We start from the raw sequence: 24400 nt of genomic DNA, 5'->3' as shown, positions 1-24400 counted from the left end.
AGTACGGTCAGCCCAGATCCCGAACGCCGAGCTCGTTCAATGCGCGCTGCATGGTGTCACGCGCCGCGTCGCTGAGCTTTTCGTGGTCGAGCGCATAACGGATGGTGGCTTCGATAAGGCCGATGTGCGTACCGCAATCGAATCGCGTGCCCTGGAAGCGGTACGCATGGACCGGCTTCTCGGCCAGCAGCGCGGCGATGGCGTCGGTCAGCTGTATTTCGCCACCCGCGCCGGGCGTCGTGCTCTCCAGCAGGGAGAAGATGCGCGCATCGAGCACATACCGGCCCACGACGGCCAGCGTACTGGGCGCGACATCGGGCTTGGGCTTCTCGACAATGGCGCTGATGCGCCCCTCCCGTCCCGAGAAGGCGTCGGTCGCCACGATGCCATAGCTGCCGGTCTGTTCCCGCGGCACGTCCTGCACCGCGATGACGCTGCTTCCGCTCGCCTCCGCGGCATCGGCCATCTGCTTGAGCGCGCCCGGGCCGCGATTCCAGATCAGATCGTCCGGCAGCAGCACGGCGAAAGGCTCGTCGCCGATGATGGGCTTGGCACACAACACCGCATGCCCCAGTCCCAGCGCTTCGGCCTGCGTGACGAAGACGGCGCGGACGTGCGGCGGCAGCACGTTGCGCACCAGCTCCAGTTGCTCGGCCTTGCCTGCGCGCTCCAGCTTCTGCTCGAGTTCGTAGGCCTTGTCGAAGTAATCGGCGACCGCATGCTTGTAACGGTTCGTGACGAAGACCAGCGTGTCGCACCCGGCCTCGATCGCTTCGTCCACGGCGTACTGGATCAACGGCCGATCGATGATCGGCAGCATTTCCTTGGGCACCGTCTTGGTGGCGGGCAGGAAGCGGGTGCCGAGCCCCGCCACGGGGAACACGGCCTTTCGGATTCGGGCTCGGGTCATCGGGTCCTGCGCGCGTCGCGGCCTGGGAAGACCACGATATTAGCCGACGCTTCGTCCTGTTCGTTTGACAGCGGGGCGAACTCGGGCACGGCCACGCGCAGCACTTCACCCAGCTCGGTTGTGTCGTAGCGTGCATGCGCGGCGCGCAGGCGCTGTATCGCCAGATCGAGGAATTCCGGCGACACGTCGCGCGCCAGCGCCTTCATGATCTTCGAGTGGGAGGTGGGCTGGTAGCGCTCATCCGCGTGGAACAGCGTCTCGTGCAGCTTCTCGCCCGGACGCAGGCCGGTGTAGACGATGGCGATATCCCGTCCCGGCTGCTTGCCCGCCAGTCGGATCATCTGTTCGGCCAGCAGGCGAATCGGCACCGGATCGCCCATGTCCAGGGTATAGATGGATGCATGCGCCGCACCCGACGCCGCCTGCAGGATCAGCTGGCAGGCCTCCGGGATCGTCATGAAATAGCGCGTGACGTCGGGATCGGTCACGGTGACCGGCCCGCCCTTGCGGATCTGCTCGCGGAACAGGGGCACCACGCTGCCGGCGGAATCCAGCACGTTGCCGAAGCGGACGGTGACGTAGCGCGTGGTGGAACGCGCATCATCCAGCGCCTGGCAGGCCATCTCGGCCAGCCGTTTGGTCGCGCCGAGCACGTTGACCGGGTCCACCGCCTTGTCCGTCGAGATCAGCACGAAGGTGCCCACGCCCGCCTCGCGGCAGGCGCGCGCCACGGTTTCCGTCGCCAGCACATTGTTGCCGATGGCTTCCCGCAGATGCCCTTCCAGCAAGGGCACTTGCTTGTAGGCTGCGGCATGGAAGACCGCATCGGGTTCCGCCACGCGCAAGGCGTGCGCGATGACCGCGGGATCTCCGCAGTTGCCGAGCACCGGCAACACTTCGAGATCGGGAAAGGCGCGCCGCAGATCGCCCTGGATGGTGATGAGCGCGAGTTCGTCGATCTCGACCAGCGCAATCCGCTGGGCACCGTGTCGGGCGCACTGGCGGCAGAGCTCCGAACCGATGGAGCCACCGGCGCCGGTCACCATGACCGTCCGTCCCCCCAGCCAGCCCCGGATCAGCTTCCAGTCGGGCGTGACGGACTTGCGGCCCAGCAGGTCCTCGATCGCCACTTCCTTGAGGTCACCCGGCATGGACTGCCCTTCCAGGACATTCACCAGGCGGGGCACCATGCGGAACGGCAAACCGGTGCTCTCGCAGATCGCGACCACGCGCTGCATGGACGGTGCATCCAGGGACGGCATGGCGATCACCAGCATCCGCGCCGCCGTTTCCCGCGCGACCGCCGCTGCATTCTCCAGGCCACCCAGTACCGGGATGCCGAGCAATTTGGAGCCATGGAGCCGCGCTGCATCATCCAGGAACGCCACCGGATGGTAGACACCGGTCCGGCGGAGTTCGCGGACCAGCGCCTCGCCGGCCCGCCCCGCCCCCAGGACCAGAACGCGCGAGGCGCTCTCGTTGCTGCGCTGGACCTGGCTGTCCTTCCAGGCGCGATAGGCCAGGCGGGGCAGACCGAGGAATCCCACGAGGGCAAAAGGATAGAAGCCCAGCACGGCACGCGGCGTGGAGCCGAAACGGTTGTAGAAGAACAGGCCAAGCACCACGCCCAGGAACCCCAGCGCGCACGCCTTCACGATGTTCCAGAGGTCCGGCAGGCTGGCAAAACGCCACAGGCCCCGGTACAGCCCCATCCACCAGAAAACGGCACCCTGAGCCAGCAGGACGACCGCGATTTCGTTGGACCACAGCGGGAAGTCGGGGGCGTGCGCCAGCATGGCGTAACGGAATCGATGCAGGACCTGCCAGCACAGCCACACCATGGCCAGGTCATGTGCCGCCACGAGGGCGCGCGGCATGAAGCCGCTCAGTCGGTCCCGCCAGGATTCCATCAGTTCCCTCTCCTGATACTAATCGCGCCATCCCCGGCGCAATGAAAACCAAAGTGCCCCGCCCAGCGCGTACAGCATGATGAAGGCGAGGACAGGCGCCGAAGTGACCGACCCTGACAGCGCACAGCTTAACAATAAGCTAACGCCACCGAACGCCATGTAAACCGTGGTGACAGCCGAATGTCCATATCGCCGCGCCGCCTGTTGATACAGGTGCCCGACATGCGGTGTCCACCACCGCTCGCCGCGCAGCATGCGCCCCATCAGCGTGAAGCCCGCGTCGACGAGAAAGGCGCACAGCGGCAGTAGCAGGAGGGGGGCGTTCACAGGGGGCAATGCGATCAGCGCCGCCGCGGCCAGCCCGGCCAACGCGTACCCCAACGCACCGCTGCCCACATCCCCTAGAAAAATGCGGGCGCGGGGGAAGTTGAAAGGCAGGAAGCCCAGACAACCCGCGAGCAGGGCCAGCGCCAGCCACCGCCATTCCCCTGCCAACAGCCCGGCGTACGCCACAGCGGCAATGGCGGCCTGACTCGCCGCCAGGCCATTGATGCCGTCCATGAAGTTCCAGACGTTGACCAGCACCATCGCCGAACCGAACACGATCACCGCAGGAAGCCAATGGCCGGACTGCCACGCCACGCCAACCGCGAGCATCGCGGCCGCAATCGCCTGAACCGCTAGGCGCAACCAGGGCGACAGCGGACGATGGTCGTCCCACCACCCGATACCGGCCACGATCAGCAACCCCGGCAGGAAGCCGATCCACAACGCGCCCAGGGACGCCGACTGCCAGGCCAGATAGACACCCGCGGCGAACACGACCAGCACGATCGCGATGCCACCCCCGCGAGGCGTGGCCACCGCATGGCTGCGACGCTCTCCCGGCTGGTCCATCAGGTTGCCACGCAGCGCATAACGGCGCGCCCACCACGTGGCGACGGCCGCACCCAGCGCGGGCAAGGCCAGCCAGACGAACAGGTCCCGCATCAGACCACCGCGTAATTCAACAAGGGCTTGACCGTGCCCCATTCCTTGCAGCTGGGGCACTGCCAGTGGTGCGTGCGGGCGCCGAACCCGCAGCGCGTGCAGCGGTAGCTCGGATTGCGTACCAGCAACTGGTCGGTGATGTGCTTCAGGTCGTGCAACGTGGCTGCGGGGTCGGCGCCCTCGGCCAGCGTCAGGTCGATCAGCGACGCCTCGCCGCGGACCGACGGCCGATCCTTCAGCTGGCGCGCCAGGTAGGCGCGCGCGGCGGCAACGCCCTCCTGGCGTTCGACGAGCTTCGTCAATGCGAGGACCGGCGCGATGCCACGGTAGTGCTCGCACATCTCCGAGAGGAAAGCGCGCGCGCCGGACAGGTCGCCTACCTGGTCGTAACTTTCCAGCAGGCTGGGCAGGACCTCCGGCAGGTAATCGGCGTCATGGCGGGCGGCACGCTCGAACGCGCGGATGGCGGCTTCGGCATTGCCTGCATCGGCTTCGATACGCCCTTCGATGATGCCGGCACGCACGCTGCCCGCATCGGCCTGGTACGCGCGGGCGACCGCGGCCCGGGCATCGTCGATGTTGTTTGCCGTGCGATGCCGCTCGGCGAGTTCGCACTCGAACTGGGCGACCAGCTTTCCCATCGGTTCCGCAGTGACTTCCTCGTAGCGGCGCGCGTTGTCGATCGCCTTCTCCCAGTCGCGTTCTGCCTGGTAGATGCCGATCAGGTGCTTGAGCGCCTGAGGCGCGCGCTGGTCGATCCGGGCCAGGTCGGTAAAGACGGTTTCAGCACGATCCAGCAGGCCGGACCGCATGTAGTCCTCACCCAGGGCCAGCAACGCCTGGACGCGCTGCGCATCACTCAGGTCGGCACGCTGTACGAGTCCCTGGTGAAGGCGGATGGCGCGATCGACTTCGCCCCGCCTGCGGAACAGGTGCCCCAATGCGACCTGGGTCTCGAACGTTTCCTTGTCCAGCTCAGCGATGTGCAGGAACAGCTCAATCGCCTTGTCGGGCTGTTCGTTGAGCAGGTAATTGAGGCCGCGGAAATAGGTGCTGGACAGGCGGCTGACCTGGGTGTCGCCATGCCGCTGGCCACCGCGTCGACCGATGATCCAGCCGCTGAGCGCGGCCAGCGGCAGGAAGAGGAAGAACCAGAACCATTCGGTGAGGAACGCCATGGGCTCAGGCACCGCCATCCGGGGGCAACGACGTTCCCGCTGCATTCGTCACGGGGGGCTGGGCGCGGGTCGCCTTCCTGAGCTTCGCGTACAGCGGCCATACCAGGGTGGCGAGCACGATGAGCCCGCCCACCACGACGCCGAGCAGGAGGGACAGCATGATGCCCACGCCGGACGACGTATGGAATTCTGTGAACAGGAGTTTCAGCGTGATCGGCTGTGTATTGAGCACACCGATGATGAGTCCGTAGGCCAGGAACAACAGAGCGACGACCAGGCGGAACATGTTCATCAGGCGACTCCTTGCAGGACGGCGCCTAGCTTAACGGAGTCGGCAGGCCACGACACGTGCCCGGCGACGTGCTACTCCCCCGCCTCTTCGATCGGGGTGACGTCGCTGACGCGTTCGCGCAGCTCCTTGCCCGGCTTGAAGTGGGGAACGTGCTTGGCCGGCAGCGCGACCGATTCTCCCGTCTTGGGGTTGCGGCCCATGCGCGGCGGACGGTAGTGCAGCGAAAAGCTTCCGAAGCCGCGGATCTCGATGCGGTCGCCCTGCGACAGGGCGCCACCCATCATCTCCAGCAGTGCCTTGACGGCCAGATCCACATCCTCGGCCTTGAGGTGCGGCTGGCGGCGGCTGAGGATCTCGATGAGTTCGGATTTGGTCATCGCGTGCGGAATTCGGGCGGATGTGCCCGCGCCGGCCCGGGATTTCCGGGCCGGCGGGGAACGTTACTGCTGAGGGCCGTGCAACGGCGCGAGCCGTTTACTCGGATTTGCCACCGTCCAGCTGTGCACGCAGCAGCGCGCCCAGGCTGGTGGTACCGGTGGAGGCTTCGGCGGCCGACTTGTTGTACTCGGCCAGCGCTTCGGCCGTCTCGGCTTCGTCCTTCGCCTTGATCGACAGCTGCAGCGTGCGGCCCTTGCGGTCCATGCCGATGAACTTGGCTTCGACCTTGTCGCCGACCTTCAGGTGCTGGCTGGCGTCGTCCACGCGGTCGTAGCTGATGTCGCGCGCCATCACGTAGCCTTCGATGCCGTCGGCCAGCTCGACCGTGGCGCCCTTGGCGTCCACTTCCTTCACTGTACCTTCGACCTTCGAGCCCTTCGGATGCGCCGCCATGTACTGGCCGAACGGATCCTGCTCCAGCTGCTTCACGCCCAGGCTGATTCGCTCGCGCTCCGGATCAACGGCCAGCACGACGGCTTCCAGCGTGTCGCCCTTCTTGAAGTTGCGCACGATGTCTTCGCCGGTGGTGTTCCAGCTGATGTCCGACAGGTGGATCAGGCCGTCGATGCCGCCGTCCAGGCCGATGAAGATGCCGAAGTCGGTGATCGACTTGATCTGGCCGGACACCTTGTCGTTCTTCTTGTGGGTGGCCGCGAAGGTCTCCCACGGATTGGCGGCGACCTGCTTCATGCCCAGCGAGATGCGGCGACGCTCTTCATCCACGTCCAGCACCATCACTTCGACTTCGTCACCGACCTGCACGACCTTGGACGGGTTGACGTTCTTGTTGGTCCAATCCATCTCGGACACGTGCACCAGGCCTTCGACGCCCGGCTCGATCTCGACGAACGCGCCGTAATCGGTGACGTTGGAGACCTTGCCGAACACGCGGCTGTTGGCCGGGTAACGACGCGCGATGTTGTCCCACGGATCCTCGCCCAGCTGCTTCAGGCCCAGCGAGACGCGATTGCGCTCACGGTCGTACTTCAGCACGCGGACATCCAGCTCCTGGCCGACTTCCACGACTTCGGACGGATGACGCACGCGCTTCCATGCCATGTCGGTGATGTGCAGCAGGCCATCGATGCCGCCCAGGTCGACGAACGCGCCGTAGTCGGTGAGGTTCTTGACCACACCCTTCAGCACCACGCCTTCCTGCAGCTTGTCCATCAGCTGCTCGCGCTCTTCCGAATGCTCGCTCTCGACCACCGCACGGCGGGAGACGACCACATTGTTGCGCTTGCGATCCAGCTTGATGAGCTTGAACTCCAGCTCCTTGCCTTCCAGGTAGCCCGGGTCGCGCACGGGGCGCACGTCGACCAGCGAGCCCGGCAGGAATGCGCGGACGTCCTTGATGTCGACGGTGAAACCACCCTTGACCTTGCCGCTGATGCGGCCGGTGATGGTCTCGTTCTTCTCCAGCGCCTGCTCCAGCTCGTCCCACACCATGGCGCGCTTGGCCTTCTCGCGCGAGAGGACGGTTTCGCCGAAGCCGTTCTCGATCGAGTCGAGGGCCACCTTCACTTCGTCGCCCACGCCCACGTCGATTTCGCCGGCGTCGTTCCGGAACTGTTCGATCGGCACGATGCCTTCGGACTTCAGGCCGGCGTTGATCACCACGACGTCGTTGCGGACTTCCACGACGACGCCGGTGACGATCGCGCCCGGCTTCAGCTTGGCCAGTTGGGTCTGGCTCTGTTCAAACAGTTCGGCAAATGATTCGGTCATTGAAAAAATACTCGGTTGATGAAACAGACCTGCGCACGGACGTGCACAAGGTCCACCCGTTGTCGGCCGGCGCGGGATTGCGTATGGCCGTGAGTGTTGTGGTTGGAAAAACGCGCCACGGATGCGGCGCGAGCCTTCTGCAGCGCGGGACCTAACCTGCGCGTGCAGGCACCAGGGCCAGCACGCGCTCGACGACCGCGTCGATGCCGAGGCCGGTGGTGTCGATGAGGACGGCGTCGTCGGCCGGCCTCAGGGGCGCCACCGTGCGCTGGGCGTCACGGGCGTCACGGGCGAGGATCTCGCGAAGCAGACCGTCGATTGTGACGGAAACCCCTTTGTCTTTCAACTGCTTATACCGCCTTTCCGCCCGTTCGTCGGCACTGGCCGTCAGGAAGACCTTGTAGGGAGCATCCGGGAAGATCACCGTTCCCATGTCCCGGCCATCGGCGACCAGCCCCGGCATCTGCCGGAACGCCCGCTGCCGCTCCTTCAGGGCCGAGCGGACCTCGGGAATGGCGGCGATGGCGGACGCGAGGGCGCCCGTGGTTTCAAGACGAAGCTCGTCGGTGGCATCCAGATCGTCGACGATCACCCTCAATCCCTGCTCCGACTCCCGGAAGCTCACCCGGGTATCGAAGGCGCACCTGACCAGGGCCGCCGGATCCGAAATATCGAGGTCCGCCCAACTGGCCGCCACGCCGACGGCGCGATACAGCGCGCCCGAATCGAGATAGTGCCAGCCAAGCCGGGCCGCGGCGAGCCGGCTCACGGTACCCTTGCCGGCCCCGGAGGGGCCATCGATGGTGAGGACGGGAGCGGTATCGGACATGGGAACTCCAGGCGGTTTCCGCTCATTATGGCGCCCCCTGGAACGCCCCGGAACGCACGGCACGCCGGCACCCTCCGCAACCGCTTGATAAGCCAGCGGAATTGCCGCTAGAATAGCGGGCTTCGCTTTACCCCATATTCTTTTACGCCGAGGTTTCAACTCATGAAGGTCCTGTCCTCCCTGAAGTCGGCGAAGGCCCGTCACCGCGACTGCAAGGTGGTCCGCCGCCGCGGCAAGGTCTTCGTGATCTGCAAGTCCAACCCCCGTTTCAAGGCGCGCCAGCGCTGAGAACGGCGCTGCCGGCTCCGGCCGGCAATGCACGGAAAGCCGCCTTCGGGCGGTTTTTTGTTACCTGCCTTTTGTTATAAAAGGCAGATCATCCAGGGGAGTTCCACCATGAGCCGTCGCGCCCTCGCACTTCCGTTGATCGCCCTGCTCGGCCTCGCAGGCCCGGTGTCCGCCGATACGCTGCTGATCGAACGCGCCCAGGAACAACCTGCCGCCGCGCCCGTGCGGGGGCAGTCGGCCGCTGACGTCGAAGCCCGCTTCGGCACGCCCCAGCAGAAGCTGGAGCCCCGGGGCGGACAGAAGCGCCAGTGGCCGGTGATCCATCGCTGGGTCTATCCGGGTTTCACCGTGTACTTCGAGAAGAGCCGCGTCATCGACGTGGTGCTCAACAAGGCGTCCGCCGAAGAAGTCGGCCCGAAGCCTCCCATCCGCTGACCGGTGCCCGCGCACCCTGCAATCCGATGACAGATGCCTATCGCTTCCCTGCGGAGTGGGAGCCCCAGTCCGCGATCCTGATCGCCTGGCCGCATGCCGAGACCGACTGGGCCGACCGCCTCGCCGACGTGGAGGAAACCTACGTCGCCCTGGTGGCCGCGATCACCCGTTTCCAGCCCGTGCTGATCTGCGTCGCAGACGACGACCTGCAGACCTATGCCGAAGCCCGGCTGCGTTCCGCGCGCGTGGAGATGGCGAACGTGCGCTTCGTGCCGGCCGAGTACGACGATACCTGGCTGCGCGATTCCGGCCCCATCACGCTGCGGGACGGGGGCCGTTTCAAGCTGCTCGACTTCCGCTTCACCGGCTGGGGCGGGAAGTACGAAGCCCGTCGCGATGATCGCCTGGTCGGCGAGTTGTCCGGCATGCAGCTATTTCACAACTATTTCGTCCAAAGTATTGATTTTGCTTTGGAAGGTGGCGCTATCGAAACGGATGGCGCAGGCACCCTGCTCACGACTTGGCAATGCCTGCACGAACGCCACCCTGCCGCGTCTCGGGATGAGCTGACCGCCAAGTTGACGGGCTGGCTGCGACAGGACCGCGTGCTGTGGCTGGACCATGGCTATCTGGAGGGCGATGACACCGACGCCCACATCGATACCCTCGCCCGCTTCGCACCGGGCGACGCCATCGTCTACCAGGCGTGCGACGATGCCGGCGACGTGCATTTCGCCGAGCTGCAGGCCATGGCAACCGACATCGCCGCGCTGCGCACGGCGGATGGCCATGCCTATCGCACGTTCCCGCTTCCTTGGGCACAGCCCGTGATCGACGGTGGGCGTCGCCTGGCGGCGTCGTACGCGAACTATCTGATCATCAATGGCGCGGTGTTGATGCCGGCCTACGGCGACCCCGCCGACGATATCGCCGCCGAAGTCCTGGCGCAGGCGTATCCGGACCGTGAGATCGTGCAGGTGCCGTGCCGCGCGCTGATCTGGCAGAACGGCAGCCTGCACTGCATCACCATGCAGTTGCCTTCAGGACTGATCGGCTGACTGAGCGAAGGCGCCACGGTTCGTGGCACCGTGACATCAGTTGGGCGCAGATTGAACGCTTCGTTTACATCTCGCCTCACACGATCCCGGATAACCACCGTTTCCCCTTGAGCGAGGAGACGGCCGTGTATTCACGACGCAAGTTCCTGACAAGCACCGCGCTGGCCACGGCAGGCATGGGCCTGGCCGCCTGCCGCGATACGGCACAGGCCGGCGGCGTGGGCGGGGCCAAGCCGGCATCGGCCACGACGCCGACCGCACCAGCACCCCTGAACACCCGTGCCATCCCGTCGACCGGCGAGCGCATCCCCGTCATCGGCATGGGCACCTCCGGCAGCTTTGAAGTGGGCCAGAGCGCCGCGGAACTGGACCCGCTGCGCGAGGTACTGAAGCGGTTCTTCGCCGCCGGCGCCACCCTGATCGATACCGCGCCCACCTACAGCGTCGCCGAGGACGTGATGGGGGCGCTGCTGGCGGAGCAGAACCTGACCGGCAGGGCCTGGCTGGCCACCAAATTGTCCGGCGTGAGCGGGCGCGCGGCGGGTATCGCGCAGTTCCAGGACACGCTGCGTCGCCTGAAGACCGACAAGGTCGCGCTGCTGCAGGTCCACAACCTGGGCGACCTGAAGACGCAGATGGCCGTGGCACGCGAGTTGAAGGCGCAGGGCAAGGTGAAGTACGTGGGTGTCACCCATTACGTCGAGCGCGCGCAGGACGAGCTCGCCAACGTCGTGCAGGCGGAGAAGCCTGACTTCCTCCAGATCAACTACTCGGTCGCCAGCCGCGGTGCGGAGACGCGCGTGCTGCCGCTGGCGCAGGACCTGGGCGTGGCCGTCCTCATCAACCGTGCGTTCGAGGACGGAAAGCTGTTTGCGCAGGTGAAGGACAAGCCCGTCCCCGCGGCCCTGGTCGACGCAGGCGTCGGCTCGTGGGCACAGGCGTTCCTGAAGTTCGCGCTCAGCCCCCCTGCCGTGACGGCCGTCATTCCCGCCACCGGCAAACCGGACCGGCAAACCGACAACCTGAGGGCAGGCATCGGTCCCGACCTGACCGCGGCCCAGCGCGACGCCCTGATCGCTGCCGTGGCCTGAGCGCATGCCTTCGCCTCCCGCGCAAGGCATCTCCGCCTGGCTTGCCCGCGTCTTCAACGTCCGCGACCACGAAGCACCCGTGGTCGGCGCGGGGCTGGCGATGTTCTTCCTGCTGTTCGCCGGCTACTTCATGCTGCGGCCGATCCGCGAAACGATGGGCGTCGCGGGCGGCGTCGACAACCTGCAGTGGCTGTTCACCGGCACCTTCGTCGCCACCCTCGCGGTACTTCCGTTGTACGGGTGGATCGCATCGAAGGTTTCCCGCCGGCGCATCGTGCCGTGGGTATTCGGCATGGTCGTGGCCAGCCTGCTCGGCTATGGCGCGGCGATGCTGGCGCAGCCGGAGGACGTCTGGCTGGCGCGCACCTTCTACATCTGGGTGTCGGTCATCAACCTGCTGATGATCTCGCTGGCGTGGAGCGTGCTCGCCGACGTGATGGAGAGCCACGAAGCCAAGCGCCTGTTCGCCCTGATCGCCACCGGCGCGAGCCTGGGCGGCCTGGTGGGTCCGCTGATGACCACGCTGATGGTGAAGCCGCTGGGACACGGCGGCCTGATGCTGCTGTCTGCGCTGCTGATCGGCGCCAGCGCAGCCACTGCGACCTGGCTGCACCGCTGGCGCGATCGCCACCCGTTGCCCGCAGGCATCAGTTCGGCGGAACACCGGCGCCAGCCGCTCGGTGGAAATCCCTTCGCCGGCGCGACCGCGGTGTTCCGCTCGCCCTACCTGGCGGGTATTGCACTGTTCGTGCTGTTGCTGGCGACCGTGACCACGTTCCTCTATTTCGAACAGGCCAAGCTGGTCGCCGAGCGTTTCGCCGACAAGGAGGAGCAGACCCAGGTCTTCGGCCTGATCGACACCGTCGTGCAGACGCTGGCCATTCTCAGCCAGTTGTTCATCACCGGGCGTGTTGCGCAGAAGCTGGGGGTCGGTGTGCTGCTGGTGGCCGTGCCCGTCGTGGTCGCGGCGGGCTTCCTGTGGCTGGCGCTGGCACCGGTATTCGCGGTCTTCGTGGTGGTGATGGTGGTGCGGCGCGCGGGCGAATATGCCTTCGTGCGTCCCGGACGCGAGATGCTCTATACCGTCGTGCCCGCCGAGCAGAAATACAAGGCGAAGAACTTCATCGACACCGTCGTCTACCGCGGCGGCGATGCGCTGAGCGGCTGGCTGAAGCGCGCGCTGGACGTACTGGCCGACCATCCGGCCGCCGCGATGTTCATCGGTGCGGGAGTTGCCATGGCATGGGCGATCACCGGGGTGGCGCTTGGCCGGCGGCAGAAGCAACGGGAAGCGGCGGGCGGCACCCCCTGAGCGCGCGTATTCACGCCCGGGACGCCTGCCGTCACGGTGGACGCGTTACCATGCGGCCTCCCCCGCATCCGCCCTGTCCTCACGATGAGCCGCACCACCCTGCCCGTTGCCCTGATCCAGGAAGAGAACCACGGCGATGCCGACGCCAACCTGGCGGTGATCGAGGCGCGCGTCGCCGAGGCGGCCCGGCGTGGTGCGCGGCTGGTCCTGCTGCAGGAGCTGCATAACGGTGCGTACTTCTGCCAGCACGAATCGGTCCACGAATTCGACCTGGCCGAGCCGATTCCCGGCCCGAGCACCGAGCGCCTCGGCGCACTGGCGAAGCAGCATGGCGTGGTGCTGGTGTCGTCGCTGTTCGAACGCCGCGCCGCCGGTCTGTACCACAACACCGCCGTCGTCTACGAAAAGGACGGCAGCATCGCCGGCAAGTACCGCAAGATGCACATCCCGGACGATCCGGGTTTCTACGAGAAGTTCTACTTCACGCCGGGCGATATGGGTTTCACGCCGATCGACACGTCGGTCGGCCGCCTCGGCGTGCTGGTGTGCTGGGACCAGTGGTATCCGGAAGCCGCGCGCCTGATGGCGCTGGCCGGCGCCGACCTGTTGCTGTATCCCACCGCGATCGGTTGGGACCCGGACGACGAGCAGGCGGAGAAGGATCGCCAGCGCGACGCATGGGTGTTGAGCCACCGCGGCCATGCCGTCGCGAACGGTCTTCCGGTGCTGAGCTGCAACCGCGTCGGCCATGAGCCTTCTCCCATGGGTGCGTCCGGCATCCAGTTCTGGGGTAACAGCCACGTGCTCGGTCCGCAGGGCGAGTTCATTGCGGAAGCGGGGGGCGACGCGACCGTCCTCATGGCCGAGGTCGACCTGCAGCGCAGCGAACACGTGCGCCGCATCTGGCCGTTCCTGCGTGACCGTCGCATCGATGCGTACGGCGACCTGCTCAAGCGCTATATCGACTGAGGGCAGCACGTGCCGCTGATCGTCCGTGACGCCACGCCGGCCGACGTGCCGACCATCACCGCCCTGTATGCGGACGAAGTCCGCCATCACGTCAATACCTACGAGTACGACGCGCCCGACGCCGATGAAATGGCGCGCCGCATGCGGAGCGTGCTCGACGCCGGCTATCCGTACCTGGTGGCCGAGCTGGACGGAGAGTTCGTCGGTTACGCCTACGCCAGCAGCTATCGCGCCCGCACGGGCTATCGCAAGACCGTCGAGAACTCGGTCTACGTGGTCCCGGGCCGACAGGGCCAGGGCATCGGCGCTGCGTTGATGCAGGCACTGATCCACGCCTGCGAGGCACGTGGTTATCGCCAGATGATCGCGGTGATCGGCGAACCCACCAACACCGCGTCCATCCGTTTGCACGAGAAATTCGGCTTCGTCCTGGTGGGTGTGTTCCGCGGCATCGCCTGGAAACACGACCGCTGGCTGGACACCGTGCAGATGCAACGCACCCTCGGCGATGGCACCGCCACGCCTCCGCAAGACGAATGACACGATGACCGAACCCCTTGCCGCCGTCGCCCCGCTGCACGGCCAGCCCCACGAGATCGTCGAACGCGACGGCGTGCACTACACCCTGCTGGGTACCGCCCACGTCTCGCGCGCCAGCGTAGACGCCGTGCGCGCGGCCGTCGCCAGCGGCGAGTACGACAGCGTGGCCGTGGAACTGGATCCTGGCCGCCTGCAGTCGCTCACTGACCCGGATACGCTCGCCAGGCTGGACCTGGTCAAGGTGATCCGCGAAGGCAAGACACACCTGTTCGCCGCCAACCTGGCACTGGCCGCCTACCAGCGGCGCCTCGCCGAACAGTTGGACGTCGAGCCCGGAGAAGAACTGAAGGCCGGCGCGCTGGATGCGCAGGCGCTCGGACTGCCGGTGCATCTGATCGACCGCGAGGTCGGACTGACCTTCAAGCGCGCCCTGCAGTCCCTGGGCTGGTGGCAGCGGACCAAGGTAGGTGCCGGCATCCTGGCCAGCATGTTCGGCGACGAGGAAGTCGGCGACGACGAAATCGAGAAGCTCAAGCAGGGCGACATGATGGAGTCCAGCTTCGGCGAATTCGCAGCGGAGAGCCCGCAGCTTTACCAGGCCATCATCGCCGAGCGCGACCAGTACATGGCGGCCGCCCTGCGCCAGGTGGCGACCAGCAAGCCGGCCGGCACCCCGTCACCCTACCGCGTGCTCGCGGTGGTCGGTGCGGGCCACCTGCCCGGCCTGACCCGACATCTGCAGGAGGACACCGCGGATCCCGCCGAGACCCGGCGATCGCTGGAGATCGTGAAAGCCAAGTCGCGCTTCCCGTGGATGGAAGTGGTGATCGGCGTATTCCTCGTGGGCGGCTTCGCCTGGGGTTTCTGGCAGGGCGGCGTCGACGTCGGCTCCGACCTGCTGCTGCAATGGGTGCTGGCCACCGGCGTGCTGGGTGCCATCGGCTGCGCGATCGCGGGCGGCCATCCGCTGAGCATCCTCGCCGCGTTCATTTCCTCTCCCCTGACCCCGCTGCATCCGGCGCTCGCCTCGGGCACGGTCAGCGCCTTCGTGGAGGCCACGCTGCGCAAGCCGACGTACGCGGACTTCATGGCGTTGCGCGACGATGTACAGACGATGCGCGGCTGGTGGAAGAACCGCGTGGCCCGCGTGCTGCTGAACTTCTTCCTGACCAGCCTCGGGACGGCCATCGGCGTGTGGACGGGGGGACTGCGGATGCTGGGCAAGCTGGTCGGCTGATCGCAGCCTCAGGCAGAAAAAAGGGGGTGCAATGCCCGACTCTTGCGCATCATCCGACGCGCGGTCCCGCCATCTTCGCCGCGAAACACATCCCCCGGCAGATCCGCATCATGCGATCAACAGGATGCAATCGTCCGCTGGCTCGTTGTGGCCGTCAGGGCGCGTAATAAGCTTGAGAGCGAGAGAATTTCTGGTCCTCGCTCGGGAATGAGACAGTCAATACGCGTGTCAGACCGCGACCTACGTGTCCACGCCGAATCCCGCGGTGGGCACGTGTCGCGTGCAACATGGATCGTTTCGCGCCAGGCACACCCAATGGCATGAGTGTTCCAGCCAAAGACGCATGAAGCCGGATCAGGACTCCATGCGCCAATCAACAAGGACTCTTACAGTCCCCACAACTCACAAAACGCAGGTGCCGCGTCGCAGATCTTTTCGAGTATTTCACTGCGTTCCTCTGCCACCGCCGTACCGCTCATCACGCACAGCAGTACCGCGACAAAAGCCACATAACGGGTCTTGATCTTACGCATTCGATGTCCTTTTCGTTCTTGGCGACCGCCACCACAATCAGCGGCCCTAGCACTCTAATGATGCCCCACGAGTGAATCAAGCCATATGCCGCTCGCTCGAAGCCACTGCATTTGGGCGGCATGGCGATCGATCCGCCACCTACCCTCTTACGCCTGCTTGACCATCCTCGAGAACGCTAAACCTCTCGCGATCACTGGCGCCATCGGCGAATGGGCTTGGCCTCAGAGCGACATGATGGATTCCAGCTTCAGCGAATCCGCGACCGAAGTCCGCTGTGTTGCCAGGCCTTCATCGCCGAGCGCGACTACTACTTGGCATCTGCGCTACGCCAAATCGCCACCAGCAACCGAACCAGCACCACGGCGATCTACCGCATGCTCGCGCTGTTCTGTGCGGACCGCCTTCCCTGCCTGACCCTTCACTTGAGGGAAGAGAATGACGCCCCCCGCTGAAACGATGCCGGCTTCGACCGGCTGTCACAATCGGCGCTGACTACCAGCGTACTAGGCGCGATTGGCGGTGCTTGCATCCTCGGCATCTGCTTCCCGCTCATTTCGCGTCCGCTCACTCGCCTGCATCCGGCGCCTGTCTCGGTGCGCTGAGGGCCTTCGTGCAAGCGACGCTTCGCAAACCCACGTGACCTGGCTTCATGACGCTGCGCAACGGAGTGCGAACGATGCGTGGTTGGTGGAATCGCGTGCTGCGCGTGCCACTGAACTTCTTTGCGATCAGCTGGGCACGGCAATCGGCGGCTGCGGATGCTGGGCAAGTTGGACGACCGAGTCCTACTCCGCAGTCCGAGCCAAAGGAGAGAAGCCCAGCTTTGCCCGGCCTCTCTTATGCAATCAGCGTCAGTCTTCGTGCAGACGGGGGTCGCTTGCCACCGCAGGCGACACGCCTCCGCGGTCGCGGGCGCGCTTGATCGAACGGGCTGTCGCGCTCCGCAGGTCATCCAGCAGTGCGTAGATGGTCGGCAGGAACAGCAGGCTGACCACGGTGGAGAACGCCAGGCCACCGGCGATGGCGCGCGCCATCGGGTGGTAAGGCGGCATGCCGTCGGCCGTCTGCGTGTTCAGCGCGATCGGAATCATCGCCAGGATCGCGGTGCCCATGGTCATCATGATCGGGCGCAGGCGTTCGCGACTGCCCTCTACCAGCGCATCCGTCCGCGCCACACCGCGTCGCCGGAGGTTGTTGATGTGCTCGATCATCACGATGCCGTTGTTCACCACCACGCCCATCAGCACCAGGATGCCGATCACGGCCATGATGTTCATCTCCGTTCCCGTCAACCAGAACAGCCAGTACACGCCGAAGATCGAGAACAGCACGCAGGACATGATGGCGACCGGGAACAGCAGCGACTCGAACACCGCCGCCATGATCACCAGCATCAACACCAGCGCGATCATGATGGCGGTCATCATCTGGTCCATGCCGTCGAAGTTGATGTTGAATCCGGCGCCATTGAACGTGTAGCCATACCCCGGCGGGAACTCCATGCCGTCCAGCGTGGCTTCCACGGACTTGCGCGCGTCCTCCATCGACACATCCTTGGCCAGTCCCGCCTCGATCCGCAACATGGTCTGCCGGTTCAGGCGCTGGATGGACGTTGCAGCGGGGGTGACGTTGACGTCGACCATCGCCAGCAGGGGGACTTCCTGGCCCGAGGCGCTGCGCACCATGAACGAGGACAGATCCTCGATGCCGTAGTGATCCGACCCGGCGAAGCGCACGTTGACCGGGATTTCCACGTCGTCGCGATGGAAATCGCGCAGCGATGAGCCGCGCAATGCCATGCCGACGAACTGCGCCACCTGTTGTGCGCTGAAGCCGTAGGACGCCGCACGCTCGCGATTCACCTGCACCGCCAGTTCGGAGTTGGCGTCGCCGACATCCACCCGCACGTCGCGCAGCTTCGGATCGCGCGCGAGGATCGGCATGATGTCCTCGGCCAGCTCTTGCAGGGTCTGGCTGGAGTCGCCGATCAGGCTGAAGCGTATACCCTGGCCTTCGCTGCCCATGCCACCCGGCCAGCCAATGCCGAGCTTGGCCCTCGCCGATTGCGGAAGACCCTTTCGGACTTCCTCTTCGATCTTCTTGCTGACCTCGCGGTCATCGATGTCCAGGTAGAGCCGCGTCTGCGCCCAGCCCTGCTCGGAATATCGGCTGTACACCCGCTTGATGTGGAACGCCTTGCGATTGGCGTTGACGAAATCTTCGACGCGCTGCACTTCCTTGCCCATCTCCTCCTTTGAATAGGATCCCTTCCACTGGTAGAAGATGTTGATCTCGTCCGGATCGTTCTCATCGCCACCGCCGGTGGTGTTCATCATCGGGAATACACTTATCGCCGAGATCAGCAGGATGCCCGCGACACTCCAGCCGCGGTTCACCAGCGTCCAGCGCAGGACGCGCGCATAGCGGTCCTGCAGGCGGCTGATCAGCGGCGACTTCACTGCAGGCGGCGTCTTCATCCGTGCCGACAGCATCGGGATCAGGCTCACCGCCACCAGCCACGAGGCAAGGAGCGATACCGAGATAGTGACCGCCAGCTGCGACAGGTAGATCGTGATGATGTTCTTCTCGCCGAACATCATCGGCAGGAACACCACGCAGTGGCACAGGGTGCCCGCCGACAGCGCGATGGCCACGTGGCGGGTGCCGATGATCGAAGCGACCTCGGGCTGGTTTGGGAACTTCTCACGCTCCTGGTAGATGCTCTCAACCACCACGACGGCGTTGTCGACCAGCATGCCGACCGCAAGCAGCAGGCCCATCATCGAGATGATGTTCAGGCTGATGCCGGTGAAGTACATGAAGCCCAGGGTCATGATGAAGCAGATCGGGATGGCCATGGACACCATCAGCGTCGACGGCCAGTGGCGCAGGAAGGCGTACAGCACGATCACCGACAACACCAGGCCGATCGCCCCCGCTTCCGCCAGCGCCAGCAGCGAACTGGTCACCGCCTTGCCGGAATCCCAGGCGACCTCGATGTCGACCCCGTGCATCGCCGGGTCCTGACGCAGCGCCTCCACCTCCTTGCCCACCGTCCTCGACAGGTCCACGAGGTTCGCCGAACGTTCCTTGTAGATGTCCACACCCACGCTGGGCTTGCCCTCCATCTTGCGCACGTAGCTCATGCGCTGAGGTTGCAGGCTGACATCGGCGATATCGGACAGGCGCGTTCCGCGGCCATCGATAGGCAGGTCACGCAACGCCTGCAGTTCGAGCAATTCGCCGCGCGGCTGCACGCGCAGGCGGCGGCCATCTTCGGTGATCTGACCGGCGGAAACGGAGAAGTTGGCCGCTTGCAACTTGCTGACCAGCTCGTTGAGCGCGACCCCGTGAGCACTGATGCGGTCCTTGTCCAGCGCGACCAGCACTTCCTGCCTTGCCACGCCCTCGACCTCGACGCGCGCCACACCCGGCAACCGCTCCAGATGCTGCTTGATGCTGCGCTCCAGCATGTCGGCGCGGGCCGTCAGGTCTTCCTGGCTACTGAGGCGAAGGCTGATCGCCTCCTGGTCGCTGGTGCTCCAGCGCTGCACGTAATAGCGGCGGAAATCATCCGGCAACTCGTCCCGCACCGCATCGATGCGTTCGCGCGCCTCGGAGGCGGCCATCGCGATGTCCCGATCCCAATCGCTGAACTCGACCTGGATCTGGCCGCCTTCGGCATTGGCGCGCGAGTTCATCGTCTTGATGCCCGGCATCGTGGCAATGGCTTCCTCCACCGGGCGCAGCAGATTGCGCTCGACCTCTTCCGGGGTCGATCCGGGATACGGCAACGAAACGAAGAAGAATGGAATGGTGGCTTCCGGCTCGGCCTCCAGTGGCAACCGGAACGAGGCGATCAGGCCGATCACCACCATCGACACGAACAGCATGATGGTGGTGACGGGACGGCGGATGGACAGCTCGGTGATGTTCATCCGGATCAGCCCTTGACGCCGCCCAGCGGATCGTCTTCGTGCGCGATCAGCTGCTCGGCCTGCGCAGCGACCAGTCGCGCGCGACGACCGCGTTCGGCGTAGAACTCATCCGGCTTGCGGTCCAGCAGGTCGTACACCACCGGGATCACCAGCAGCGTCAGCAGCGTGGACACCAGCAGGCCACCGATCACCGTGATCGCCATCGGCGAGCGCACCTCGGCACCCTGGCCGAAGGCGAGCGCCAGCGGCAGGAAGCCGAACACCGCGCACAGGGTGGTCATCATGATCGGGCGGAGGCGCGAGCGCGCACCCTCCACCAACGCGACACGCTTGGCCACGCCCTCTTCGCGCAGCTGGTTGACCTTGTCGATCAGGATGATGGCGTTCTTCACAACCAGGCCGACCAGCAGGATCAGGCCGATGAATACCACCACCGACACCGGCGAACGGGACAGCAGCAGCGCTGCCACCGCGCCGACGAGCGCGAGCGGGATGGTGAACAGGATGACGAACGGATGCAGCAGCGATTCGAACTGCGACGCCATGACCAGGTAGACCAGGAAGATCGCCAGACCGAACGCGAACAGCAGCGACTTGATCGACTCGCCCAGCTCCTCGCCCTGCCCACCCATGCGCATGCCCACGTCCGTGCCCAGCGGGTTTTCCGCCACCATGTTCCGCACTTCCGTGATGGCCTTGCCCAGGTCGATATCGCGCAGGTTGGCCGACACGATGGCCACGCGACGCTGGTCGGCGCGGTGGATCTCGCTCGGACCGGTGGTGGCGACGACGTCGGCCACCGAGATCAGTTCCACCGGCTTGTTGCCGCTGGGATTGACGATGAGGCGGCGGATATCGTCGACCGAGGCGCGCTCGGATTCCTGCACGCGCACCAGCACGTCGATCTTGCGGTCGCGGAAGCTGTAGCGCGTGGCGACATTGCCGCGCACCTTGTTGACCACGGCATCGGCGATCTGTCGCGTGGTCAGGCCCAGCGCAGCCGCCCGGTCCTGGTCGAACACGATCTGGATTTCCGGAAAGCCCTGCTCCACCGTCGATTTCACGTCGGCGTAGTGCGGGCTCTGCCGCAGCAGCTCGGCCAGGCGATTGCCTGCAACGCGGATCGATTCCAGGTTGTTGCCCTCGATCTCGATCTCCAGCGGGGCAGCCAAAGCGAACAGCTCCGGGCGGGCGAAGTCGACCTGGGCCTCCGGCCACTGCTTCATGGTCGCGCGCAGGCTTTCGATCAGACCCTGCTCGCGCGCGTTGTCGGTCATCACCACCGACAGCTTGCCGATGTTTTCGCCGCTTTCGGTGGGGCTGGCGTCCAGCCGCGTGCCGGTGCCCGACACGCCGTACAGAAGGCGCACGCCATCCTCACCTGCATGCGCACGCTGCACCTCGCGCACCAGGGCGTCGGTCTGCGCGAGCGGCGTGCCGGGCGGCAGCTTGGCGGTCATCTCGAAACGGTCCTGCGCCAGCTGCGGGATCAGGTCCACGCCCAGCAGCGGTAGTGCCGCCAGGGTCAGCGCGAACGCCAGCGCCGCGCCGCCCAGCACCGGGACGGGTCGCTTCAACGCAGCCGGCAGGATCCGCAGGTAACCCGCTTCGGCCCGGCCATACGGCGCCATCGCCAGGTCGCTTGCCTTGCGCATCACCGGTCCGATCACCGCAGCGAGGCCACGGAAGATCCGCACCACCAGCCACACCAGCGAGAAAAAACCATAACGGAACAGTGCACCGATGCCGCGCCCCGCGTAGGCCGCCGGCTTCTTCCAGCGGCTCTCGGGACGCCACGGCTCGCGCGGCGCTTCGGCCGGAAACTCCAGCGGCGGACGGCCCTTCAGCGCGCTCAGCATCGGGATCAGCGTCATCGACACCACCAGTGACACCGCGATGGCAATCGACACCGTCAGCGCCTGGTCGCGGAACAGCTGGCCGGCGATGCCTTCGACGAACACCAGCGGCAGGAAAACCGCGATCGTGGTCAGTGTCGATGCCACCACCGCCATGAACACTTCACGCGTGCCCTTGATCGCCGCTTCCAGAATGCCCATGCCTCGTTCGCGGGCCTTGGCGATGGACTCCAGCACGACGATAGAATCGTCGACGACCAGGCCCGTGGCCAATGCCAGGCCGCCCAGCGACATGACGTTCAAGCTCAGGCCCAGCTGGCCCATGAAGAAGAACGTGGCGATGATCGAGATCGGCAGCGACAGCGAGATGACGAAGGTGCTCCAGCCATCACGCAAGAACAGGAAGATGATCAGGATCGACAACAGGCCACCGATCACCGCATCGACCTTGACGTCCTTGATGGCGTGGCGGATGAAGACCGACTGGTCCTCCACGGCCGTCATCTCGATGTCTTTGGGCATCTCCTTGCGGATGATTTCTAGGCGCTGTTCCAGCGCATCGGCGGTCGACACGGTGTTGGCGTCGCCTTCCTTGTAGATCGCCAGCTCCACCGCCTCGTGGCCGGCGCTGCGGATCACCGCTTCGCGCTCCTTGTAACCCTGGCGCACGTCGGCCACATCCTTCAGGCGCACGCTGGGCGCGCCGCCGCTGGTGTCGCTGCGCAGCGCGGCGATCACATTCGGATCGCTGCTGCCCAGGATCGCCGTCATCAGTTGCTGGTTGGTGCCGGTCGAGCTGCTGGACGAAGCACCTGCCGCGGTGGTCAACAACATTTCCCGCATCTGTTCGACCGTGGCGAACTGGTTGACAGTTCGCACAAGATAGCGCTGCGAACCCTCCTCCAGGCGACCGCCGGAGAGGTTCACGTTTTCCTGCTGCAGGCGCTGGATCACGGCATCCAGTGACAGGCCCAACTGCGCCAGCTTGCGCTGGTCGATGTCGACCTGGATTTCGTCTTCCAGGCCACCGCCGACCTTGACGGCGGCGACGCCTGCAACGGGTTCGAGCTTGCGCTTGAGGTCCTCGTCGGCGTAACGACGCAGCTCCATCAGTCGGCGGATCGCGTCGGCGTCGTTGCCGGCCTCCTGCTTCGACGATAGCGCGAGGCGCATGATCGGCTGGGTGGACGGATTGAAACGCAGCAGCACCGGGGCCTTGGCCTCCAGCGGCAGTTGCAGCGTTTCCATCTTGTCGCGCACGTCCAGGCCGGCCTGTTGCATGTCGGTGCCCCATGCGAACTCGAGCACCACGTCGCTCTGCCCGGTGCGCGAGATCGACTTGAGCTTGCGCAGACCCTTGACGATGCCCAGGGCCTCTTCCGCCGGTTGCGAAATCAGCGTTTCCACTTCCGCAGGTGCCGCACCCTCATAGTCGGTGCGCACCGTCAGCGTCGGATAGCTCAGGTCCGGCAGCAGCTCGACCTTCAGGCTGGACAGCGATATCAGGCCGAACAGCACCAGGGTGAGCGTCATCATCGCGATGGTGACGCGGCGGCGCGTGGAGAACTCGATCAGGTCGAAGCCACCGCCGGACGAAGGTCCGTGCGCACTCATTGCTTGCTCGCCTCTGCGGCCGGCGCCTTGGCCACCGTGGCGGCCTTCTTGTCCTGCCCGATCACCTGCACGGCGCTGCCTTCGCGCAACGCGGCCTTGCCCGCGATCACAACCTGATCGCCGGGCTTCAGCCCTTCGCGCACTTCGACCCAACCGGCATCGTTGTACCCCAGCTTCAGCACGGTGCGCTGGGCCTTGCCATCACGGACCACATACACGGCAGGCTCGCCACCGTCTTCCAGCAGCGCGGTGCGCGGCACCACCAACGCGTCGGCACGCTGGTCGTAGTTGATGTCGAGGCGACTGAACATGCCGGGCTGCAATTCGCCGTTGCCGGGGAACGAGGCCACCACGCGGAACGTACCTGTTCCGTTGTCGACCACGGGGGCGACGCGATCCACCGTGCCGGAGAACTGCTTGCCCGGCAAGGCATCCACCGCCAGCCCGACGGCCTGCCCGGGCTTGAGCTTGGCGATCTCGCGCTCGGGCACGTTCAAGGTGGCTTCCAGCCGCGAGGCGTCGACGATGCGGATGATCGGCGAGTTGATCTGCACGAAGTTGCCGGACTTGATTGAACGCGAGGCAACGACGCCGGAGATCGGCGCGGTGATCGTGGTGTAGGACAGTTCCAGCGACGCGGCGCGGTAAACGGCGCGCGCGTTCTCCAGGTCGTATTTGATCTGGTCCACGTCGTTGGCGCTGATCATCCGCTGTTCGACCAGCTGCTGGGCGCGCCTGTAGTTGTTCTCCAGCTTGTGCATCTGCGCTGCGGCCTGGGCGACCTGCAGGCGCGGACGATCAGGGTCCAGCCGCACCAAGGCCTGGCCGGCGCGGACAACCTGCCCTTCCTCGACCAGCACGGCCAGCGCGACGCCGGATGTCTTGGCAACGACCTGGGACTCGCCCAGCGCTTCCAGCGTGGTGGTGCCGCTATAGCTGGCAGCCACCGCGCGCCGGGTGGCCTTAGCCACTTCGACCGGGACGGCCTCCGACTCCTTCTTTTCCTCTCCGTTCTTGGCCTGGGCTTCGGGCGTCGGGCCGCCTCCCTTGCAGGCGGACAGGACCAGCAGGCTGCACAGGACGGGAATCAGTGCCAGGCGCAGGTACGAACGGCCGGAATGGGGGCGGGGTCGGGACATGGAGGCGGTACCGTGGTGGTGTTGTGGTGGTGTTGTATCAAGGTATATCACCCCTGAACGACTTCCATGCGCCGAAGGTCATGGTGACTTGCGTCGGCGTTCGTGCCCGGGGCG

Annotated in this window: 20 protein-coding genes; 8 read left to right on the top strand and 12 right to left on the bottom strand. The window is 65.7% G+C overall.

What is annotated here, in order from left to right:
- Nucleotides 1-7: 7 nt before the first annotated feature.
- The 8 genes from galU to cmk all read right to left on the bottom strand — a co-directional run bounded on the left by galU (nucleotide 8) and on the right by cmk (nucleotide 8275).
- Nucleotides 8-910: a UTP--glucose-1-phosphate uridylyltransferase GalU gene (galU, locus tag Q0907_RS16770; RefSeq protein WP_296282334.1), complete on the bottom strand. Its 903-nt coding sequence runs from the start codon at nucleotides 908-910 to the stop codon at nucleotides 8-10.
- On the bottom strand, nucleotides 907-2820 hold the full coding sequence (locus Q0907_RS16765; RefSeq protein ID WP_299346947.1) for a nucleoside-diphosphate sugar epimerase/dehydratase: 1914 nt from the start codon (nucleotides 2818-2820) through the stop codon (nucleotides 907-909). Before Q0907_RS16765 ends, galU begins: the two co-directional genes overlap by 4 nt.
- Before the next feature lie 18 nt (nucleotides 2821-2838).
- A complete protein-coding gene (locus Q0907_RS16760) occupies nucleotides 2839-3810 on the bottom strand; it encodes a lipopolysaccharide biosynthesis protein (protein WP_299346945.1) in 972 nt (323 codons plus the stop codon).
- Entirely contained in the window at nucleotides 3810-4988 is a 1179-nt protein-coding gene (gene lapB, locus Q0907_RS16755; RefSeq protein ID WP_299346943.1) for a lipopolysaccharide assembly protein LapB, read from the bottom strand. The genes Q0907_RS16760 and lapB overlap by 1 nt, the downstream gene beginning before the upstream one ends.
- A gap of 4 nt (nucleotides 4989-4992) precedes the next feature.
- The gene (locus Q0907_RS16750; RefSeq protein ID WP_299346941.1) at nucleotides 4993-5280 is read right to left on the bottom strand and encodes a lipopolysaccharide assembly protein LapA domain-containing protein; all 288 of its coding nucleotides are present in this window, start codon (nucleotides 5278-5280) and stop codon (nucleotides 4993-4995) included.
- Nucleotides 5281-5351: 71 nt separating this feature from the next.
- On the bottom strand, nucleotides 5352-5657 hold the full coding sequence (locus Q0907_RS16745; protein ID WP_296282341.1) for an integration host factor subunit beta: 306 nt from the start codon (nucleotides 5655-5657) through the stop codon (nucleotides 5352-5354).
- A 97-nt stretch (nucleotides 5658-5754) separates the two neighbouring features.
- The gene (rpsA, locus tag Q0907_RS16740) at nucleotides 5755-7446 is read right to left on the bottom strand and encodes a 30S ribosomal protein S1 (protein ID WP_192267958.1); all 1692 of its coding nucleotides are present in this window, start codon (nucleotides 7444-7446) and stop codon (nucleotides 5755-5757) included.
- A gap of 151 nt (nucleotides 7447-7597) precedes the next feature.
- The gene (cmk, locus tag Q0907_RS16735; protein ID WP_296282345.1) at nucleotides 7598-8275 is read right to left on the bottom strand and encodes a (d)CMP kinase; all 678 of its coding nucleotides are present in this window, start codon (nucleotides 8273-8275) and stop codon (nucleotides 7598-7600) included.
- A 162-nt stretch (nucleotides 8276-8437) separates the two neighbouring features.
- On the opposite strand from cmk, the gene ykgO reads away from it, so the two are divergent.
- From ykgO to Q0907_RS16695, 8 genes are all read left to right on the top strand, one after another.
- Nucleotides 8438-8563: a type B 50S ribosomal protein L36 gene (ykgO, locus tag Q0907_RS16730; protein WP_010342887.1), complete on the top strand. Its 126-nt coding sequence runs from the start codon at nucleotides 8438-8440 to the stop codon at nucleotides 8561-8563.
- Nucleotides 8564-8671: 108 nt separating this feature from the next.
- Nucleotides 8672-8998, top strand: coding sequence for a hypothetical protein (locus Q0907_RS16725; protein WP_299346938.1), 327 nt, complete (start codon nucleotides 8672-8674; stop codon nucleotides 8996-8998).
- 26 nt (nucleotides 8999-9024) lie between these two features.
- A complete protein-coding gene (locus tag Q0907_RS16720) occupies nucleotides 9025-10056 on the top strand; it encodes an agmatine deiminase family protein (RefSeq protein WP_299346936.1) in 1032 nt (343 codons plus the stop codon).
- Nucleotides 10057-10181: 125 nt separating this feature from the next.
- Nucleotides 10182-11147, top strand: coding sequence for an aldo/keto reductase (locus tag Q0907_RS16715; protein ID WP_299346935.1), 966 nt, complete (start codon nucleotides 10182-10184; stop codon nucleotides 11145-11147).
- 4 nt (nucleotides 11148-11151) lie between these two features.
- The gene (locus Q0907_RS16710; RefSeq protein ID WP_299346933.1) at nucleotides 11152-12459 is read left to right on the top strand and encodes an MFS transporter; all 1308 of its coding nucleotides are present in this window, start codon (nucleotides 11152-11154) and stop codon (nucleotides 12457-12459) included.
- 84 nt (nucleotides 12460-12543) lie between these two features.
- Nucleotides 12544-13428, top strand: coding sequence for a carbon-nitrogen hydrolase (locus Q0907_RS16705; RefSeq protein WP_296282356.1), 885 nt, complete (start codon nucleotides 12544-12546; stop codon nucleotides 13426-13428).
- Between the two features lie 9 nt (nucleotides 13429-13437).
- On the top strand, nucleotides 13438-13968 hold the full coding sequence (locus tag Q0907_RS16700; protein WP_299346931.1) for a GNAT family N-acetyltransferase: 531 nt from the start codon (nucleotides 13438-13440) through the stop codon (nucleotides 13966-13968).
- 4 nt (nucleotides 13969-13972) lie between these two features.
- Nucleotides 13973-15205: a TraB/GumN family protein gene (locus tag Q0907_RS16695; protein WP_299346930.1), complete on the top strand. Its 1233-nt coding sequence runs from the start codon at nucleotides 13973-13975 to the stop codon at nucleotides 15203-15205.
- A 386-nt stretch (nucleotides 15206-15591) separates the two neighbouring features.
- On the opposite strand, the gene Q0907_RS16690 is transcribed toward Q0907_RS16695, so the two are convergent.
- The 4 genes from Q0907_RS16690 to Q0907_RS16675 form a co-directional block, all read right to left on the bottom strand.
- A complete protein-coding gene (locus Q0907_RS16690; RefSeq protein WP_299346929.1) occupies nucleotides 15592-15738 on the bottom strand; it encodes a hypothetical protein in 147 nt (48 codons plus the stop codon).
- An 852-nt stretch (nucleotides 15739-16590) separates the two neighbouring features.
- Nucleotides 16591-19677 carry an efflux RND transporter permease subunit gene (locus tag Q0907_RS16685; protein WP_299346927.1) on the bottom strand — a complete coding sequence of 1029 codons (3087 nt, stop codon included), beginning with the start codon at nucleotides 19675-19677 and terminating at the stop codon, nucleotides 16591-16593.
- A 5-nt stretch (nucleotides 19678-19682) separates the two neighbouring features.
- A complete protein-coding gene (locus Q0907_RS16680) occupies nucleotides 19683-23147 on the bottom strand; it encodes an efflux RND transporter permease subunit (protein ID WP_299346925.1) in 3465 nt (1154 codons plus the stop codon).
- Nucleotides 23144-24286 carry an efflux RND transporter periplasmic adaptor subunit gene (locus tag Q0907_RS16675; protein WP_299346923.1) on the bottom strand — a complete coding sequence of 381 codons (1143 nt, stop codon included), beginning with the start codon at nucleotides 24284-24286 and terminating at the stop codon, nucleotides 23144-23146. The genes Q0907_RS16680 and Q0907_RS16675 overlap by 4 nt, the downstream gene beginning before the upstream one ends.
- Between the last annotated feature and the right edge of the window lie 114 nt (nucleotides 24287-24400).

This window comes from uncultured Pseudoxanthomonas sp. (genome assembly GCF_947498795.1).
Lineage (GTDB): Bacteria > Pseudomonadota > Gammaproteobacteria > Xanthomonadales > Xanthomonadaceae > Pseudoxanthomonas_A.
This window is presented reverse-complemented; position numbering and strand designations above follow the sequence as displayed.